We start from the raw sequence: 19,617 nt of genomic DNA, 5'->3' as shown, positions 1-19,617 counted from the left end.
GAATTGCGTCAAATAAGGAAATCGGGCGCGCGCCGTAGGCGCTGCGCCCGATTCCGTTTTCGTCACGCCCCTTTCGACGCGCCCCTTTCGACGCGCTGCTTTCGACGCGCTGCTTTCGACGCGTTGCTTTCGACGCGCCGTCTTCGACGCGCCGTCTTCGACGCGCTCCTTCAACATCGCGCACCCAGCTTCGGGATCCCACACCCTGCTATTCCGCGGTCAGCCGCTCCCTGCGCGCCACCTCTGTGATGCCTTTTACGCGTCGAGCAGACTTTATGATCTTCTGCAAGTGCGCGAGGTTCTCGACCTCGACGAGGACGGAGCCGACAATTTTGCCGTCAGTGCTCCGCAGGTCCATGCTCTTGATGTCGGTGCCTGTCGAGCTCACGGCAGCCGCGACGTCGGCGTAGAGTCCGCGGCGGTCATTGCCCTCGAGAGCGAGCCGCACGAGGAACCGCTCACCTGCGGCTTCCTGCCAGTCGATCTCGAGCCGGCGCTCGGGCTCGTGTGCCAGGAGCAGCAGGTTCGGGCAATCACCGCGGTGAATACTCACGCCGCGTCCACGAGTGACGTAGCCCACGACCGGGTCGCCGGGGACCGGCTGGCAGCACTGGGCATATCGAACCATCAGCCCGTCCACGCCCTGGATCCGAACGCCCTTCGAGCCTCGCACGCGGTCGACGAGGCGCTCGAGGGCGCTCGGCTTCGCGGCCTCGGGATTCGTCTCGAGATCGGGGTGGACGAACTTTAGAACTTGTAGAACATTGACGTCGCCCTGCCCGATCGACGCGAGAAGGTGCGTCGAGTCGGTGAGACTGAGGGAACGCGCGGCCTTGCCGAGCATATCATCGCCGATCTTGGCCAGCCGACGTCGCTTGAGCTCGCGGTCGAGAATGTCCTGACCCAGCTTCGTCGCCGACTGCTGCGCCTCTTTCCGCATCACTTGGCGAATCTTGTGACGCGCCCTACCCGTGCGGACGTGCGCAAGCCAGTCGCGCGACGGCTTTGCCGTCGGCGCGGTGATGATCTCGACCGTCTCCGAATTCCGCAGCGGGCGCGAAAGGGGCGCGATGCGGCCATTCACCTTCGCGCCGGCGCAATGCAGACCAATCTCCGTGTGGACTGCAAAAGCAAAGTCGATCGGCGTCGCGCCTTTTGGCAGCTGTATGACGTCGCCCGTCGGTGTAAAGACGAAGATCTCATCCTGATAGAGATCCAGCTTCAAGAACTCGAGGAACTCGTCAGGCGTCTTCGCGTCCATCTGCAGCTCGAGCACCTGACGGAACCAGGTGAGGTGCCGATCCAGCTCGTCCGAGCCGGGTGCGTCCTCCTTGTAACGCCAGTGCGCAGCGATGCCGAAGTCCGCGGTGCGGTGCATATCGCGCGTGCGAATCTGAATCTCGTACAACTGCCGCCCGGGACCGAAGACCGTCGTGTGCAGCGATTGATAGCCGTTGGATTTCGGCTGCGCGATGTAGTCCTTGATGCGCTCCTGCACCGGTGTCCACTGGTCGTGCACGACGCCTAACGCGTGATAGCAGTCCGGCACGGAATCGACGAGCACACGAATCGCGAGCAGATCATAGATCTCCTCGTAGGGCCGCTGGCGCTGCTGCATCTTCTTGTAGATCGACCACAGATGCTTCGGGCGACCGGTGGCGTCCACATTGGGGATTCCCGCGCGGGTGAACGCGTTCTGGAGCGGCTCGCGCATCTGCTTGATGAGCGCTTCGCGCTCGCCCCGTTTTTGTGCCACCTTCTTTGCAAGAGCACGATATTCTTCCGTTTCGAGGTGCTTGAATGCCAGGTCCTCGAGCTCCCAGCGCATCTTCGCCATACCGAAGCGATGCGCGAGTGGGGCGTACAGATCTCGGGTCTCCTGCGCGATGCGTCGCCGCTTTTCTTCCGATAAGAAGTCGAGCGTCCGCATGTTGTGCAGCCGGTCGGCCAGCTTCACGATGATGACGCGAGCATCCTTCGCGATCGACAGCAGAAGCTTTCGATAGCTCTCGACCTGGCGATCCTGTGTCGAGCCGCCTGACGGCAGCTTTGCGATCTTCGTCAGCCCGTCGACGATGCTCGCGATCTCTCGCCCGAACTCACGATCGACATCGGCGATCGCGACCTTCGTATCCTCGACGACGTCATGCAATAGCCCGCAGGCGACCGTCGTGGAATCGAGTTGCAGATCGGCGAGAATCTTGGCGACTTCCACCGCGTGGCTGATGAACGGCTCGCCAGAATTTCGTACCTGGCCGCGATGGGCTTGCTCGCCGAAGCGATAGGCGCGCGCGAGCAAGTCGCGATCGAGCTTGTCGTGCAGTGGGTGCTCGTCCTCGCGCCAACCGGGGAGGAATTCCCCGCTCCGTTTCTCGCCAACCGGTGCCGTTGCCGTCACAGCAGACCCGCCTCCGCGAAGCTCGTGTATCGTCCTCGTCCGACGATGATGTGGTCGTGCACGGGAATGTCCAGTAAACGACCGGCCGCGACGAGCTGTTCCGTCACGACGCGATCATCGGCGGACGGCGTCGGATCGCCGCTCGGATGATTGTGAACGAGGATGATGGCCGCGGCCCGCTCGGCAATCGCCTCGCGAAACACCTCACGTGGATGAACGAGCGACGAATTGAGTATACCCCGCGTGACCATGATGTCTCGCTCCAGCCGATGCTGCGAATCCAGTACCGCGACGTGGAATTCCTCGACCGGAAGATCTTCCAAGCGCGCGGCGAAAAGTCCGACCACGTCCCGAGGCGAGCGCACGGGCGCACCATCCTCCCTCGATTCCGCGGCCATTCGGCGACCAAGTTCCAAAGCGGCATGGACTGTCGCCGCCCTTGCGGTACCCACCCCCGTCATGGACGTCAGTGCGGCCACTGGCTGCATCGCAATGCGACGAAGCGATCCGCCTGCGCCCGCCAGGACGCTCTGGCCAATCTGGAGCGCGGTCCTGCCGAGGCCACCCGACCCGAGGACGATCGCGAGGAGCTCCGCAGAGCTGAGAGCTTGCGCCCCCAAGTCAATCAGACGCTCACGCGGCCGTTCGGATCGAGGTAGTTCCCGAATAGTTAATGTTTTCGAACGAAGCTGGCCAGCCATTGATGCATCCTCCGCGGAAATTTGCTCGTGATCTCGATCACGCTGACGTGCAGACGCTGATCGGTATCACGTGCGACCGCGGAGGGCGTCATCAAAGTGTGGCGCCGTGGCACTTCTTGAATTTCTTCCCTGACCCGCAGGGACACGGATCGTTGCGTCCGACGTTCGTCCAATCGACGTTCGCCGGCACCGGCGTGGAGTTCAGAGATCGCGTTCGTCCCGCGCCGACGACGAGCGGATCGCGTCGCGCGACGACGTCTTTCTTCGGCGGCTCGTCAGCGGCGATGTCCATGACTTCGTCGGGTCCCGTGCCGTTTCCGTTTCCGTCGCCATTCGTGCTCTCGACGGTCTCTTCGGGGATGTCCTCGAGGATGCCCAACGCGTTGTAGCGTTTCTTGGGCTTGCCGCCGTCGCCCGCGCCGCTCCGCTGGGCGATGAGCTCGGGAACCGGCGGCTCGAACATCAGCTGCACCTTGAGGAAGCGCTCCGTAAACGTGCTGTAGACGTCGTTCATGAGATCGACGAACATCGAGTACGCTTCGCGCTTGTACTCGATGAGCGGATCCTGCTGGCCCCACGAGCGGTAGCCGATCGAATTGCGCAGCTGGTCGAGGTCGTAGAGGTGATCCTTCCACTTCTCGTCCAGCACGTTCAGCATAACGAGCGAGAGGAGCCGGTCGCCGTAGCCCTTGCCGGCCTCGTCCTTCGTCTGGTCGAGCTGCGCGAGCTTGGCGACGAATGCCTGCCGCGCCGCAACCCGCGTCATTTCTTGAGCGTCTTCTAAACTCGTCGGCCGGTGATCGGCGTTCTCGAACGCCGGCACGCGCAGCATGTAATGCATGAGCAAGTCCTGCTCGAGGAACGGCAGGTCCCACTCGGTCGCATTCTCGTACTCGGCGAGCGCGGTGTCGACGCGCTGCGTCACCGCCTTGTCGATCATCTTCTGCGCTTCGCCCTTCAGCTCCTCGCCGCCTTCGAGTGCGAAGCTGCGCAGCGAATAGATCACCTCACGCTGCTGGTTCATGACGTCGTCGTACTCCAGCAGCCGCTTACGAGCCTGGAAATTCTGTAGCTCGACACGCTTCTGCGCTTGCTCGATCGAGCGCGTGATGAGCGGATGCGTGAGCACCTCACCCTCCTGCGCGCCGAGGCGATCCATGAGCCGGGCGATGCGCTCCGAGCCGAAGATGCGCATCAGGTCATCTTCGAGCGACAGGAAGAATTGCGACGCGCCCGGGTCGCCCTGGCGTCCCGATCGGCCGCGCAACTGGCGATCGATGCGCCGCGACTCGTGCCGCTCGGAGCCGATGATGTGCAAGCCGCCGTCTTCACTGATCTCGACGTCCTTCCCTTCCGGATCCTTGATCGTCGACGGCCTCGACTCGGTGACGCCCGGACCGAGTTTGATGTCGGTACCGCGTCCCGCCATGTTCGTCGCAATCGTGACCGCGCCGGGCTGACCCGCGCCAGCGACGATCTCGGCCTCGCGCTGGTGGTACTTCGCGTTGAGCACGTTGTGCTTGAGACCAGCACGCTGGAACATGCGCGCAAGTGTCTCCGACGCGTCGACGCTCGTCGTGCCGATGAGCACTGGATAATTGAGTCCGTGGAGCCGCCGCGTCTCCTCGAGGATCGCGTTGTACTTCTCGCGCCGGGTCTTGTAGACCCAATCGTGCCGGTCGTCGCGCACCACGGGCTTGTTCGTCGGGATGACGGCGACTTCCAGGCTGTAGATCTGGAAGAATTCGTTCTCCTCCGTCTCCGCGGTGCCGGTCATGCCCGCGAGCTTGTTGTACATGCGGAAGTAGTTCTGAATGGTGATGGTCGCCATGGTCTGCGTCTCACCCTTCACATTCACTCCTTCCTTTGCCTCGACCGCCTGGTGCAAACCTTCGGACCAGCGACGCCCCGGCATCGTTCGACCGGTGAACTCGTCGACGATCAGGACTTCGCCCTCCTGGACGACGTAATTCACGTCCTTCTCGTAGAGCGCGTGGGCGCGCAGCAGCTGGTGAACGATGTGTAAACGCTCACTCTTCTGCGCGTACTCCGCCTCGAGCTTCTTCCGTGCCTCGAGGCGCTCCTCGGGGGTGAGCGACGTGTCGTGATCGACGTGGTGCGTCTCGAGCGAGATATCGGGGAGCACGAACGCCTCGTGATCGCCCGGCGACATGAAATCGACGCCGCGATCGGTGAGGTGTACCTGGTGACCCTTCTCGTCGAGGACGTAGAGCAAGTCGTCTTCCGTGTCGCGGTACTGCTGCTTGCTGGCGGGGAGCCGGCGATCCGCGATGTGATCGAGCTCCATCTTCTGCACGAGCGTCTTGTTGCCAGGCTCCTGCATGAGCTTGAAGAGCCGCCGGTTCTTCGGACTTCCGAGCTGCGCCTTGTACATCTTCAGCGCGCCGCCGGCAGTGTCTCCCTTCTCCAGGTCGCGCTCCGCCTCACCGACGAGCGTGTTGACGAGCTCCGTCTGTCGCCTAACGAGCCGCTCGACGCCGCTGTTGAACTCGAAGAACAGCGGATCGTTGTCGTTCCCGACCGGGCCCGAGATGATCAGCGGCGTCCGCGCTTCGTCGATCAGCACCGAGTCCACTTCGTCGACGATTGCGAACGTATGGCTGCGCTGAACCCGCTGGTCCAACGACACGACCATGTTGTCGCGAAGGTAGTCGAAGCCGTACTCGTTGTTCGTGCCGTACGTGATGTCGTTCAGGTACGCGGCGCGCCGCTCGGGCGTTCCCGGCTCCGTATCGTCGATACACCCAACCGTTAGGCCGAGATAGGTGTAGACGTGACCCATCCACTGCGCGTCGCGACGCGCCAGATACGAGTTCACCGTGACGAGGTGCGAGCCCTTCCCGGGTAGCGCGTTGAGGTAGAGCGGCAGCGTCGCGACGAGCGTCTTGCCCTCGCCGGTCGCCATCTCCGCGATCTTCCCCAAATGGAGCTCGATGCCGCCCATCAGCTGGACGTCGTACGGCACCATGTCCCACGCCATCTCGTGCCCGGTGACCATCACCTTCGTGCCGAGGAGACGACGACACGCTTCCCGCACGGTCGCGAACGCCTCCGGGAGGATCTCGTCGAGCACTTCAGCGATCTCACGACGAAGGTCGCCCTCGGCGCCGCCACGCCCATCGGAGCCACCCAGCTCGGCGTCGATCTTCTCGCGCTCCGTCGGATCGGCGGCCGTGCGCTTCTGTTCTCGAAGCTCGGCAACGCGCGCTTCAAGCGCACTCGTTCGCTCGCGAATGATCCCGCGCAGCTTCTCGGTCTGGCCGCGCAGCTCCTCCTCGGAAACGTCGTGTAGCCGCGCGTACTCCTCGTTGATCTCGTCCACGATCGGCTGGATCTTCCGCCGCTCGCGATCATGGCGCGTCCCCAACACCGCGCTGATGAGTCCCTTGATCATGCTATCCTCTATCTGTACAACCGCTCTGTTTCGATGAATGCGGCGACGGATTCCGGCACGAAGCCTCGAACCGACTTGCCCTGGCGAATCCGCTCGCGAATCTCGGTCGATGACACGTCTACCAGACGCGTCGGCAGGGCGATGGTTCCGGCTGGTAGACTCGATGTCGGATCGACCGACGCGCCTCCCTGCCCGTGACCGCTCGTTCCCTCCGACTCGGCGGCCCGACGTCGCAGAATCGCCAGCTTCGAAAGCTTCAGGATCCGCTGTGGGTCACGCCACGCTCCAAAAGCCGCCATCGCATCCTCACCGATGAGGAAAAACCGCTCGGCTTTGGGGAACCGTTGGGCGAATGTCTCCAGTGTGTCGACTGTGTAAGATAAACCGGCTCGGTCGATTTCGACCGAATCCACGGCGAAGCGCGGGTCGGCTCCGACAAGCAATCGTACCATCGCCAGTCGCTGATGTGCCGCCGCCGACGCCACACCCATCTTGAGCGGTTGAACGGCCGCAGGAACGAAGAAGAGCTTGTCGAGGGACAACGACTCGAAGGCGTCGGTGGCCACGAGGAGGTGGCCGATGTGCGGAGGATCGAAGCTGCCGCCGAAGATCCCGAGCCGCACGGCTCAGGGCACAGCGGAGGTCGTCGGCTGTATCGGAGCGTCTGGAATGCCAGTGCAGACGTCCCTAACGCCGGAGTCGTTCGCGTATTTCTTCCGCAGCTGCGTGCAGAGGTCCGAGGCGTCCTCACGATACCGAATCGCCTTATAGGCTTCGACGAGCTTCATCGACGTCGGTCGCGCCGTAGGAGAGTCCGGCCATCGCTGCAGGACGTCCTTGAAGTAGAGGATCGCGGAGTCGAACGCCTTTCGGCGAAAATAGAACAAGCCCGTTTCATAGTTCTTGATCGCGAACCAGTTCTCGAGCTCAGCGAGCTCCTTCGTGGCGACGGGCACGAGAGGCGACGTGGGATACAGCCCCAACAACGTGTTGTACGTCGCGAGTGCCGTCTCGCCGTACGTCGGATCGAGCGCCGGCTTGCGCCACATCTTCCAGTAACTCCGAGCGGCCTCGAGCGCCGCGTCGTCGGAGAGACTGTCGTCCGGGAAGCTCTCGACGAGCTTCGAGTAGCTCTGCGCGGCGAGAAGGTGCTCGCCCTGCCTTTCATGCGCCGTCGCGAGATACCAGTACGAGCGCGGCAGGAGTGAATCACGAGCGGGCAGATCGAGCGTGAGCTTCTCGAAGGCCGCGATCGCATTGTCCCACTTGTGTTGCTCGAACTGCCGCAGGCCCGCCTGGAATAGCGCCGCGTTCGTGTTGTAGTTCTTGAGCACAAAATCAGGATGACACGCAACGGCGACGATCAAGAACAAGACTGCCGCTGTGTATCTCCAAAGGCGTTCGACCATATCGCTGGTGCTACCCGGAGGAAAGGCGAGAGTTGCGCTCAGGCATTGCCGAGTTCCTGGCGGCGACGCAGGAGCATGCTTCGATAGATCTCCAGCCGCGGCTCCTCCGGATGCCGCATGGAGGCTTCAGTCCAGATCGTTCCCGCTGCGTCAAGATCGCCCTGAAGATAAGCGGCCAACCCCCGGAGTAGCATGGCGTCGAGCCACGAAGGCCGGTCATGCAACACTTCATCAAGAACGGCGCCCGCCTCCTCGAAGCGACCATACTCGACTAGCGCCCGTCCCAGGGCGAGCCGGATGTCGTTGAAATGGGGCCTGAGCTCGAGCGCTCGACGATACTGCTCGATCGAACACTCAATCGAACCCGCCGCCCGGTAGTCGTGACCAAGTGAGAGGTGCGCGTTCGCGAGCTTGTTAGCCACCACCGCCGGGTAACCGCTTTCGTCCGCCGCTCCGAGCTCCGCGGCGCGCGCCATCGAGGTCTGGGCTTCGATTTCCCTGCCGAGGTGATTGAGTACGACGGCCCGATTCAGATAGGCCTCCACGTAACGCGGATTCACGCGGAGCGCCTGATCGAAGGCGCCGACGGCGTCGGTGGCGCGATCTACCATCGCCAACGAAAGGCCAAGCAGATTCAGAGCGTCCGCGAACGCCGGACCCTCCTGCGTCAGCGAAGTCAAAAGAAGTGCTGCGCCGTGATAGTCACGCACGGCGAATCGCTCCTTTGCGAGCGAAAGCAGGTTAGGCGACGCTTCCAACATGGCTTCGTGTGGCCAATGGGACCCGAGGCTTCATGCGTTCGGTGCCGATCAAGCCGCGGAAGTATTCGATGGTTCTAACGAGTCCGTCTCGCAATGGGACCTTCGGCTCCCAGCCCAACATCGTGCGTGCGCGCGTGATGTCGGGCTTTCGCACTTTGGGATCGTCCTGGGGGAGCGGCTCGGCGATAATGGTCGCTGACGACTTCGTGAGCTCGACGACCATCTCGGCGAGCTGACGCACGGTGAACTCTGTCGGATTGCCGATGTTCGTCGGATTCGAATCACCGTTCATGAACAGCCGGTAGATGCCCTCAACCTCGTCGTCGACGTAACAAAAGCTGCGCGTCTGCGAGCCGTCGCCGTAAATCGTCAGGTCCTCGCCGTTGAGTGCCTGCACGATGAAGTTCGACACGACGCGTCCATCGCGTGGACGCATTCGCGGCCCATAGGTGTTGAAGATGCGCACGATGCGCGTGTCGAGGCCGTGATACCGATGGTAGGCCATCGTGATCGCCTCGGAAAAGCGCTTCGCCTCGTCGTACACGCCGCGAGGACCGATGGGATTCACATTGCCCCAGTAGCTCTCCTTCTGCGGATGCTCCAGCGGGTCGCCATAGACTTCCGACGTCGACGCAAGGAAGAATCTCGCCTTCTTTGCCTTCGCGATACCGAGCGCGTTGTGCGTGCCGAGCGACCCAACCTTCAGTGTTTGAATGGGCAGCTCGAGATAATCGATGGGGCTCGCCGGCGAAGCAAAATGAAGCACCCCATCGAGGGGGCCGGCGATATACGTGTACTCGGAAATGTTGTGTCGTACGAACTGAAAGCGATCGTTTCCCGTCAGGTGCGCGATGTTATCGGGGCTACCGGTGACGAAATTGTCGAGTCCGACGACCGAGTGGCCGTCGCGCAGAAAGCGATCGGTGAGATGGGATCCGAGAAAGCCAGCCGCACCAGTTATGAGGACTCTCATGCCACGCCCCCGCCCGGCACCGTGCGGCCAATCGAGTGATACTTGAAGCCGAGATCGGCCATCTTACTCGTCGAGTAGAGATTCCGGCCATCGACGATCACCGCCCGCCGCAACGCACTCTTGATCCGCGCGAAGTCCGGATGCCGATATTCGTTCCAGTCCGTGACGATCGCGAGCGCGTCGGCGGCGTTGAGCGCGTCGTAGCTTGTTTCGGCGAACGTCACGCGGCCGCCGAGTCGTCGCCGAGCTTCCGGCATCGCGACCGGATCATGCGCCGCCACCTCCGCTCCCGCATTGAGTAGATCCTCAATGAGCGCGAGCGCTGGCGCCTCGCGCATGTCGTCCGTTTGCGGTTTGAAGGCGAGACCCCACACCGCGATCCGCGATCCGCGCAGCTCCTCACCGAGCGCGTGCTGCAGCTTCTGGAAGAGCCGGTGTTTCTGGTCGTCATTCACGGTCTCGACCGCCTCGAGGACACGCAAGCAGGCGCCGTTGTCGCGCGCGGTCCTAACGAGTGCTTTCACGTCCTTCGGGAAGCACGATCCACCATAGCCAGGACCGGGGAATAGAAAGGCCGGTCCAATCCGCGAATCGCTGCCGATGCCCTTCCGGACGAGGTCGACGTTCGCGCCAACGCGCTCGCACAGGTTCGCGACCTCGTTCATGAATGAAATGCGCGTCGCAAGCATCGCGTTTGCTGCATATTTCGTCATCTCGGCCGACGCGATGTCCATGAAGATGATCGGCTTTCCGGTGCGCACGAATGGCGCATAGAGCTCGGCCATCACACTGCGCGCATGATCGCTGTCGACGCCGAGGACGACGCGGTCGGGATACATGAAATCGTCGACCGCCGCGCCCTCTTTGAGGAACTCGGGGTTGCTACACATGTGGAAGGGATGCTGCGCCGAGCGTCCGACACAGTCCGCCACCTTTGCCGCGGTGCCAACCGGGACGGTGGACTTCGTCACGATCACCATCTCGCGCTTCATGCAATTGCCGATCGTCTCCGCGACGGCGAGCACGTGGCGCAGATCAGCCGAGCCGTCCTCGTCAGGCGGCGTACCGACCGCGATGAACACGACGTCGCTGCGGCGTATCGAATCGGCAACGTCGGTGGTGAAGTTCAGCCGTCCGGCCTTCTGATTTCGCTCAACGAGCGAGTCGAGGCCCGGTTCGTAAATCGGAATGACGTTCTGCTTCAACGCCTCGATCTTCCCTTGATCGACGTCAGCGCACCAGACCGTATTGCCGGTTTCAGCCAGGCACGCGCCGACGACGAGGCCGACGTAGCCGGTCCCAACGACCGATATCTGCACGAGTTCTCCGTAATGTCTGCAGGATGTTTCGAGAGCGAATCTTAACCGAGCACGACCAAGCGCCGCAAACGGTACTGCCTATGACAATTACGATGCGGGACGAGGCGCGTAACGTCCTCGTCCCGCTCGCTGGCGCTCGCGGCTCGCTCGCGCTATGCGCTCGCTCCCGCCCCTCTCGCCACGACAGTTCTAGTTGATCCTACATCAGAAATGACGCGTTGCGTCGATGGTGAATGTGACGCGGCGATTCTCCTCGGCGCCCGGATCCGAGCGACGTGCTCCCGGCGCGACCTGTCGCTCGAATTGCTCACCATAGCCAATCGTGCGGAACTGTGCCGATGGGAGATTGAAGCGCGCTACCATGACCGTCTTCACTGCCTCGGCACGGCGACGCGAGAGCCGCATGTTGTACTCACGGCTGCCGGCGGGATCCGCGAACCCTTCGATCGTGACGAGCGCATTCGGATAGGCACGGCGAATTACTTCGGCGACCTGACCCAGCGTCGCCATATCTCCTTCTCGCACGACGGCCGAGTCGAAATCGAAGTGGATCGGAACGACGTATCGCGAAATCAGCGCCGTCGTATCGACGCGCTGAATTTCGACGCGCGCGTTCCGCAGGCTGTCGAGCAACGGGCGCAGACCGGCGAGCTCTTTCTGCACCGCATCGCGCACTGCCGCATTGATCGCCGCGGTGTCGATCGGCTGGTTGATGATCACCGGCACCACCGGCTGATTGGACTGTGGCCCGCCGAAGAACAGCGTGGCGCTGACGTGGTGCTCGTCGCCGATGGGATCGTAGCTGAAGAACGGCGCACCGGCGTTCTGACGGTTCCGGAAGGCATACTCGAGCCGGAACTGACCAACGTTGATGCCGGCACCGAGCGAGAGACCCGCGCGGTTGTCGTCTCCCCATTGATAGCCGACGCGTCCGATGATCAGACCGTTCACGGTGGCCTCGAGACCGGCGGCCGGAAAGATCTCGTTCTTGTACGGGAAGTTGACCTGACCGACGAGCTTCGCGTCGACGATGATCGAGCGACCTCCGAAGAGCACGGGCGTCTGCATCAGGTTGGAGTGCTGCAGCAGATCGACGGCCGCCGAGGCATAGCCAAACAACGGTGGGCTGGAGCTGAGCGAGTCAAAGGTCACCCGCGTTCCCCAGTTGCGAACACCGGCGCCGAGGGCGAGCCGATCCCAGATGATCTCCGGCATCAGGAAACCGGCGTTCAACCCGATTGTCGCCGCGCCCTGATTGCATAACGATTGTTGCGCATAGAACAAGCTCCCGCCGATCATGAAGTGCGTCGCGAGCTGGAGCGCACCGCCTCCTTCCAGATTGAACTGATACGCGCGGCAGCTTGGACCAAGAGTGTAATTCGACGACTGCTGGATCGTGCCCTCGTTCAGTCCCCTCGCGGCGATGGCGAAAGTTCCAATATCGGTCGGGAACGTAACGGTCGCGCCACCGAGCTGACTGTCGGCAAAGCCCTGGCGGCCGGTGACCATGAAGGAGTTCGTCCTGATGCGTGCAAGGCCAGCGGCGTTATACCACATCGAGCCTGGATCGCCCTCGACGGCACCCATGGCTTCGCCGAGCGCGACCGCGCGAGGCGTGATCCCCATCAAAAGAAGCGTCGCGGCATAGAGGCCGTTGTCCGCGTCGCCACCAGCGGTGCTAATCGGCTTCTGGCCCGTCGTCGCCGTCTGTGCAAGGGCAGCGGACGACGCCAGTGTAAGCAGCAAGGCGTAACGAGATGCGCGTAACATTCGACGTCCTCTTACCGGATGACGATGAGCTTGTCGCGGGCGAGCTGCCGTTGGCCGTTGACGATGGATTGGACGACCACGAGATAGGTACCACTCGCCACGGCTTCGCCGCGGTCATTGATCAGTGGCCAGGTGACGGCCACCGCGAAGTCAGCGCCTGTTCCAGGTTGTGCCGCTGTGGCCAACGAGTCATTAGGCGCCAGCCCGGGGAACACCGTGCCCTTCGCGATGAACACGATCAGGCCATTCATGTCGAAAATGGCGACTTCGTAATCAGTGCCCGGATCTGCGTTGAAGGCGATGCGCGCGACGCCATTCGCATTGCGAACTGGGTTGTTCTCGAAGAGGATTCCACGCGTGCTGGTGACGATAAGGACAACCGGCACAACGATCGGAGGCGCTTCCGCCGATTGCATGGTGAGCGTTCCACGGTACCGACCGCCGAGAATTCCATTCGGAATGTCCACCGTCACCGTCGCGCGCACGGTGTCGCCCATCGCAATCGACGAGAAGCTTGGCGGCTGGACAGTGATGCGGGATGAGGGAATGATGATGTTGACGGCGCTCTCCAACCGCAGATCGGAGACGGAAAGCGCGACGTTCGTCAATGACGTGTTGCCGGTGTTCGCCACACGCGCCACACCACTCGCGCGATCGCCGGCGCGTCCGCGGATGACGAGTGAGTCGAGATTGGCCGCCGTGTCGCCCTGCAGGAGCTGCGCGGACGGCACCGGAAGCACCTCGACCTCGATATAGAAGTAGTCGAGGCGCGTTTGCTCACCATTTGGGTTCAGCCCTGGCGTGAGCACCGAATCCGCGATCGTCACCCTTCCGCGGTACGTACCGGCCGGCGTTCCGATCGGAATGTTCACCGAGACGCTGACGGAATTCTGAAATCCGTTGTTGAGCGGATTCAAAAAGCCGCCAAGCACGAAATTGCTCGCGGTGATCGTATTCGACGGGAGGGCAGGATTAGTGAAGTCGGTGACCTGCTGGACGTACAGATTCGTGAAGTTCACGCCAGCCGTCCATCCGTCACGGTCGACGTCCTGGGCGTCGTTGGCCCCATTGATGAGCACGAACTGCCCCAGGTTCGTGCCGAACCCCGGCCGCCCCACGAGATGCATCGTGTTCGCGACGAGCGACCCGCAGTAATCGCAGATGTCGAAGTCGCCGCCGGCGACCTGCTGGGCGCGGGTGACTCTGGGCACTGCGGGAATCATCGCCAGCGCGAGGACGAGCGCCAGCAACCGGGCAGCGCGCGTGTGTGGAGTGGTTCGATGGAATTTCATTGGCGCGTTGCTCTTACTGGGCCGTGAACGAGCAGAGCTGAGCGAAGTTCTGCGTATCGGACTTCCGCGCCGCGATGAAACCCGAGCCGCCGGCGACGACTGCGAAGTTCTTACTGAGTACTGAGATGTCGCGCAGTTCCGGGAACCCGAGACCATTTTCGGGAGCATTGCTCACTGCCTGACGAGTGAAGGTCTGCCCACCGTCGCGAGTGATGAGAATGATGCCACGGCGCACATCCGGTAGGCCTGGAACGCGACGCACAACCGTGCCGATAATCCAGCCGACGTTGGGATCGTCCGGCGTGAACCTGGCGCGCGTGAAGAAATAGACTGTGAGAGACCCGGTCGCGGGATCCGACTCGGTCTGCGGAATTCCGTTGGCGGCACCTAACGACGTTACGGCGCCCGTCGTCACGTTCACCCGCAGCACCGCCGACGTGTCGCCGAGAAGAAATGCGTCGGTGTTGTTGATGAAGCCTAGCCCGTCGAGTATGTGCGTGTTCGCGGGGAGCGTGATTGGCGTGTAGGTGCGACCGCCATCGGTCGAGCCATAGGCAACGCCGATTCCCGACTGCGGTCCCGTCAGCTGGACACCGACAAGCGCCGCGTTCGCGCCGTTCGGCGAGATGTCAGCCATGTTACCAAACACTGAACCACCGACCGGTCCGAAGCGCGCGATGGAATCATTCTGTTGGTCGAAGCGCCAAGCCACCATGGATCCAATGCTGCCGCCCATGACCATGAGCGGCGCCGCGCCCGTTCGCTTGAGCAGCGAAAGGGAGAACATGTTCCCGGAGTTTTCGGTGAAGACGGTGTCGAACGTATGGCCACCATCGATGGAGCGGAACAGGGCGGTGGCGCCTAGCCTGGTGCCGCCAAAGCTTGGCGCCCCGACCATGTACATCGAGTCCTTCGACACCAACCGGATGTCGAATGTCGAAATGACATCGGCACTCTTGAAGAATGCGGCAAATGATTGTCCACCGTTATCAGTTCGATAAACACCACCGGTGATGGTCGAGATGAAGCCGAAGTCTGGGTCGACGAACGAAACGCCGGCAATGAAGTCGTTTGTCGGGCTCGCGAGTTGCGCCCAACTGACGTCAGAGACCGGCGGATTCTGCGTTCGCAGGTGGATGATCACCGGCTGCTTCATCGCATTGTCGCTGGCGTCCAAGACGCCTTGGACGCGAACCGTCAGTGCAGTGAGGAATGGAAGCGTTTGAGAGGGTGTGAAAACGAGTGTGTCGCCGACGAAGCGAAGTGAGCCTGGAACGGGCAGGCCGGTACAATTGTTCGTGACGACGAAGTTGCCGGGATCGAGCGCGGTGGCCTGATTAACGGATCCCACGAAAACGACGCGAATGCTACCTTGCGTCGAGATGACGCTGTCCGCCGGGTTGGCGAGATGCGGATTGAGAGGCGGCTGCGTTACTAGAGTCGGATTCGAGTCGCAGCCAGCAAGAGTCAACGCCACCACACTGGCCGTGGCCGCGGTGCGCAGCAGAATCGAGGCCCGCATCAAACTTTCCTTTGTCAGGAGTGAACGAATTCGGTGCACCCTCGGGTGCAATCACTGTGCCCCGTGTGACCCTCCACACCAAATGAGGGGAGAGTCTTTGTCAGTTCCTGCGAATCAACGAACGAAGCGGACGGAGCTCCGTGCGAATCGCCGTCTCACGAGGGCGAGACCGAATTGCAAAAACTGGAGCCACAGTCAGATCCGGGGCCATGCGGGATAGTCTGTTGCTGTGAGCTCGTGTTCGACTTGCACGAGGACAGACTCACAACCTCTTCGTCGGTCGTGAAATCGAGCTGCAAAACCGATGGCTTGATGTACTGACTGCGCTTCATGGGTCGCGTCCCTCAATCGTTAGGATCTCGTTATGATCAGGCCAGTACTGGGAGCATCCGTGCCGCGTTCCGCGTCGGCGTGACGACGTGCGCCGGAATGCCCTCGGTGACGGTGCGCGGCACGCCCGTCGGGTGATATCCGAGCTCGTGCGCGCGCTGATGGGTCATCTTGCAGTACATCTGGACGTAACCGGTTGGCAGACCCGTCAGCTGCTCCACCGTCGCCGGACAGCCGGCGCAGATACGCGAGAACTGACACGATGCGCACGGGTGGCCGGCGGGATACTTCATCGCGACCTTGCCGCCTAACGTCGCCCAGATCTCATCGAACGGCTGCTCGAAGATGTTGCCGACGACTTTACGGGACGTCGAGCAGGTGGTGACGCCACCATGGACGTTGATGTGCATCGACGTCTTGCCGGCACCGCACTTGTACACTGAATCCGTCGTCGAACCGTCGACCCTCGGCTTCGCGTAGGCGCGGAAGCTCTTGAAGTCCGGATCGATGCGCCGCTCCAGCGTCATGACGTCCTGCGGCGCGAGCTGGAACTGCAGCGGTCCGGTATCCCCTTTCTCCTGGGGTATCATCGAGTAATCCGTACGGAAGAGAATCCCCTTCGCCTTCGCGAAGGCCTGCATCGCCGGTAATTCCTCCGCCGTGATCGTCATGGCGGGGCATTTCAAGTCGAACTTGATCCCTCGGTCGAGGAGCAGGTCGATCGCGCGCATCACACGCTCGTACGCTTTCGGAATTCCCGTGAGCTTCTCGTACGACTCCGGATTCATTCCATACAGACTGATCGACAGCCCCCTCGGCGGCCATTCGGCGAGGAAATCCGCCCATCGTTCGCCGATGAGGTACGCATTCGTGTTGATATAGACGTCGAAGCCATGCTGCTTGGCGGAAAGGTAGATCTGCCGGAATTCCTTATGGGTCAACACCTCGCCGCCGGTCAGGAGAACCGCCTGCGTCCCGGCCGCTTGCAGCTTGTCGAAAACGATCTGTGCCTGCGCGAGAGACATCACGTCCTCGCGCTCCGCGCACGGCGCGATGTAGCAGTGCACGCACTTGAAGTTGCACGTCGCGATGATCTCGATGTCCGCCTGGAGCGGAATGCGCTCGCGCCGGGCCCGCTCCACCATGCGCTGCCGCATAACGGCGGCCGAGATCTTCGGAATCGCGGTCATGCAGTCGCTCCGCGCGTCTCGAGCGCGCTGAGCAGTGCCAGCTGATCGAGGAACTCACGAACGTCCTCGCGTGCGGCCTCCGACGTCACCTCGTATTCGGCGACCAGCCCATCCGTGAGTTGATCGGTCGTCGACCACTCCGCGAGGCGTTCCCACAGCTCAGCCCCGGTGACCGTCAGCGCGTAAATCGGCTCATCACTTTGAGCGTGCAGAGCGACGAGGAGGTGCTCGCCTACCGTCAAGCGGTAGACATAGTTATCGCGACGTCGGTACTCGACGGTCTTGTCAACGAAGCCCGAAATCATCGGGCGTCCAGTGTCGCAAAAACAGAGCCAATCGGCGTCAGCGTTGAAGGAACCATCACGACGCGCCAGCATGACTAAGCGCCAAGTCGAACGCGGCTTCCGTCGGCCGGAAGTGCAGCACCGCCGCCGGCACTCGCTCCACGATCGACTCGAGCACGTGTAGCGTTTGCTGTATCTCCGCGCCGTGCAGTCGTGGCTGGATCAGTCGGACGAACAGCTCCTTCACCGCCCGACCGGGAGAAAGCGGCTCACACCGGTTCTCGCGCGATTGCTGTAAGAGATAAATGCACCGTAATGGCGCGCCGTCCGGCGACTTGCGCACCAGGCTTCCGTGCCAGGGCGTTCCCCACGCCATCGGCGTGTCGCCCGCGGTGAGAATCGTTCGATCGTCGGTTGGGATTTTTGCGCCGGCGCCCTCCGCAATTGCGGCCATCGTCGACTTCCCCGCCCCGGAGTGCCCGACGAAGACGAATGCGCCGCCCTCGACAATGGCCGTGCTCGCATGGATCAGCGCGCCATCATGCCGAGCGAGTTGGCGCGCGACGATGTACTCGAGGAGCGGATAGCCGTCGGCACGGATGAACCGGTCTGGCATTACGGGCGCTTCGGACAGCGACCCGGATCGGAATGTCGAATCGAACCGCAGATGCCAGGCGTCCGTGCCGAATTCGGCGCCGCCACGGAAGACAATGTCCTCGCTGCCGTCCGCTTCACGCCAAAGATCCCAGGAGCGTCCGGCGGAGAACGCAATCGGTCCGTCTGGCGACCGAATCGGCGCAATTCGACACGTGAGATCCACCTGTGCCGGCGTATTCGAGGGAACGACGAAGGGTATGTGCGTGTCTTCGATCGAGAAGCGGTCGGATGGCTCGGCGCCCCGAAACGCTATGACGAGCCGACCAAAGCGAAGCGAAAGCTCGCCTTGGTACACGACCTTCCCCGTCGCGAAGCCAACGCCCCGCGGCAATATCGTCATGCTGCTGCTCGTTAGGTTCTCAATGCTTGCGTCTCAGCGCCGCGCGCAATAATCGGGCGCGACGGTACACTTCACAGAGCAGGAAGCGCACCACTGGCACGAGCCCGAATCGCAACGTGGGTACCAGGGTGGTCACCGTACGTTGTTGGCGTACGGCCAGAGCCCGCGCAACCACCTCCTTTCTCCCGACCGGCGCATCGTTTCGTTGGCGAGCATCGCCCCGCGTCAGCACGATGTCGCCACGAACATCCACCACGCGATGCAGCATCAAGCGAGGCCCAAGGGGCACCAGCACCACGTCACCGCGCCGCACACGGCGAGTGACAGGCGCGACGAGCACCGGATCGAGGTGGCGAATGGTGGGATGCATGCTTCCGCCGGAGCCGCTCACCCACATCTCGCCGCCCGCGGCAACTGCATCACGGATCAGCCGCGCCGCGTCTGTGGCGGAAAGCTGTAGCGAACGCTTCTCGAGTACGGGCGTTCGCGGCCGCGACGACAGACCTTCAGTCATGTGACGCGACCGACGGCACGGAACCCGACCGACTCCACGGCACGTTGCGCGGGAACGTTATCAGCATTCACAACCCCGATCGCGTGGGCGGTCTCGCACGCCCGTTCGCGCGCGAGCAGCCATCGTAAGGCAGCGGAATGAATTCCGCGCGCACGAAACTCCGGCTCGGTGTATCCGCCGTGCAAGAACAGCACTCGACCTCGCGGCCGCCAATCAGTCGGCAAGCCGTGCAGGCGAGCGCCGTCGCCGCGGACATACCATACGTGGTAAACGTTGCGACCAGACAACGTGCCCACGACGCAGCCTGCATCGTGGGCGTTAGGCGCCATGGTGGACTCGCCTCCCATCACCAGCATCGAGGCTCGGTCACGGATTTCGTCAGGCGTGAGCTCGTTGAAGTGCACGGGCGAATCTGGCGTGCTGACCGGCGCGGCGGCGAAGTCATAGACATATAACACGCGCGATGATCGCTCGCTCACCGATCTGGGAGCGCGAAGCATCGCGCGTAGAATGGACAGAGCGCCGTGAGGACGGCGCTCGATCGGAGAGCAGCTTCCTCCAACGTCGACGAGGTCGCACTTAGCGAGGATCGCGGCGCGTTGAACGACTTCCTCGGCAGTATGCTGCGCATCCGGCCTCACGCGAACGTCGCCATCCGCCAACGCTGTCACGCGCCGCAAAGCGCAGTGTCCCCGCGCGTCGCGCCTGACGATGACGTCACCGCGCCTGGCACCGCGCCCGT

The 19,617-nt window shown here is 62.5% G+C and carries 16 protein-coding genes; all 16 read right to left on the bottom strand.

What is annotated here, in order from left to right:
• Positions 1 to 208: 208 nt before the first annotated feature.
• Positions 209 to 2,398 carry a bifunctional (p)ppGpp synthetase/guanosine-3',5'-bis(diphosphate) 3'-pyrophosphohydrolase gene (locus tag VGH98_03265; GenBank protein ID HEY2374973.1) on the bottom strand — a complete coding sequence of 730 codons (2,190 nt, stop codon included), beginning with the start codon at positions 2,396 to 2,398 and terminating at the stop codon, positions 209 to 211.
• Complete coding sequence (gene radC / locus VGH98_03260) at positions 2,395 to 3,099, bottom strand: DNA repair protein RadC (protein ID HEY2374972.1); 705 nt, start codon at positions 3,097 to 3,099, stop codon at positions 2,395 to 2,397. The genes VGH98_03265 and radC overlap by 4 nt, the downstream gene beginning before the upstream one ends.
• 91 nt (positions 3,100 to 3,190) lie before the next feature.
• Entirely contained in the window at positions 3,191 to 6,514 is a 3,324-nt protein-coding gene (gene secA, locus VGH98_03255) for a preprotein translocase subunit SecA (GenBank protein HEY2374971.1), read from the bottom strand.
• A gap of 8 nt (positions 6,515 to 6,522) precedes the next feature.
• Positions 6,523 to 7,137, bottom strand: coding sequence for a nicotinate (nicotinamide) nucleotide adenylyltransferase (gene nadD, locus VGH98_03250; protein HEY2374970.1), 615 nt, complete (start codon positions 7,135 to 7,137; stop codon positions 6,523 to 6,525).
• A 3-nt stretch (positions 7,138 to 7,140) separates the two neighbouring features.
• The gene (gene bamD / locus VGH98_03245; protein ID HEY2374969.1) at positions 7,141 to 7,923 is read right to left on the bottom strand and encodes an outer membrane protein assembly factor BamD; all 783 of its coding nucleotides are present in this window, start codon (positions 7,921 to 7,923) and stop codon (positions 7,141 to 7,143) included.
• Positions 7,924 to 7,961: 38 nt separating this feature from the next.
• Complete coding sequence (locus tag VGH98_03240) at positions 7,962 to 8,684, bottom strand: tetratricopeptide repeat protein (GenBank protein ID HEY2374968.1); 723 nt, start codon at positions 8,682 to 8,684, stop codon at positions 7,962 to 7,964.
• Entirely contained in the window at positions 8,665 to 9,657 is a 993-nt protein-coding gene (locus VGH98_03235) for a UDP-glucuronic acid decarboxylase family protein (protein ID HEY2374967.1), read from the bottom strand. Before VGH98_03235 ends, VGH98_03240 begins: the two co-directional genes overlap by 20 nt.
• Positions 9,654 to 10,976 carry a UDP-glucose/GDP-mannose dehydrogenase family protein gene (locus tag VGH98_03230; protein ID HEY2374966.1) on the bottom strand — a complete coding sequence of 441 codons (1,323 nt, stop codon included), beginning with the start codon at positions 10,974 to 10,976 and terminating at the stop codon, positions 9,654 to 9,656. The genes VGH98_03235 and VGH98_03230 overlap by 4 nt, the downstream gene beginning before the upstream one ends.
• A gap of 204 nt (positions 10,977 to 11,180) precedes the next feature.
• On the bottom strand, positions 11,181 to 12,746 hold the full coding sequence (locus VGH98_03225) for an OmpA family protein (protein HEY2374965.1): 1,566 nt from the start codon (positions 12,744 to 12,746) through the stop codon (positions 11,181 to 11,183).
• An 11-nt stretch (positions 12,747 to 12,757) separates the two neighbouring features.
• Positions 12,758 to 14,038 (bottom strand): hypothetical protein, encoded by a 1,281-nt coding sequence (locus VGH98_03220; protein HEY2374964.1) that lies wholly within the window; start codon positions 14,036 to 14,038, stop codon positions 12,758 to 12,760.
• Positions 14,039 to 14,051: 13 nt separating this feature from the next.
• A complete protein-coding gene (locus tag VGH98_03215; GenBank protein ID HEY2374963.1) occupies positions 14,052 to 15,560 on the bottom strand; it encodes a hypothetical protein in 1,509 nt (502 codons plus the stop codon).
• Between the two features lie 368 nt (positions 15,561 to 15,928).
• Positions 15,929 to 17,080: a radical SAM protein gene (locus VGH98_03210; protein ID HEY2374962.1), complete on the bottom strand. Its 1,152-nt coding sequence runs from the start codon at positions 17,078 to 17,080 to the stop codon at positions 15,929 to 15,931.
• Entirely contained in the window at positions 17,077 to 17,385 is a 309-nt protein-coding gene (locus VGH98_03205) for a PqqD family protein (GenBank protein HEY2374961.1), read from the bottom strand. Before VGH98_03205 ends, VGH98_03210 begins: the two co-directional genes overlap by 4 nt.
• Before the next feature lie 55 nt (positions 17,386 to 17,440).
• Positions 17,441 to 18,361, bottom strand: coding sequence for a hypothetical protein (locus VGH98_03200; GenBank protein HEY2374960.1), 921 nt, complete (start codon positions 18,359 to 18,361; stop codon positions 17,441 to 17,443).
• A gap of 19 nt (positions 18,362 to 18,380) precedes the next feature.
• Entirely contained in the window at positions 18,381 to 18,875 is a 495-nt protein-coding gene (locus VGH98_03195) for a S24/S26 family peptidase (GenBank protein ID HEY2374959.1), read from the bottom strand.
• Positions 18,872 to 19,617, bottom strand: a 746-nt coding sequence (locus VGH98_03190; GenBank protein ID HEY2374958.1) for a GNAT family N-acetyltransferase, incomplete at its 5' end; no start/stop codon positions are given. The genes VGH98_03190 and VGH98_03195, both read right to left, overlap by 4 nt.

Source organism: Gemmatimonadaceae bacterium, from assembly GCA_036496605.1.
Classification (GTDB): domain Bacteria; phylum Gemmatimonadota; class Gemmatimonadetes; order Gemmatimonadales; family Gemmatimonadaceae; genus AG2.
Note: the sequence above shows the minus strand (reverse complement) of the source record. Positions and strands in the feature narration are given on the sequence as shown.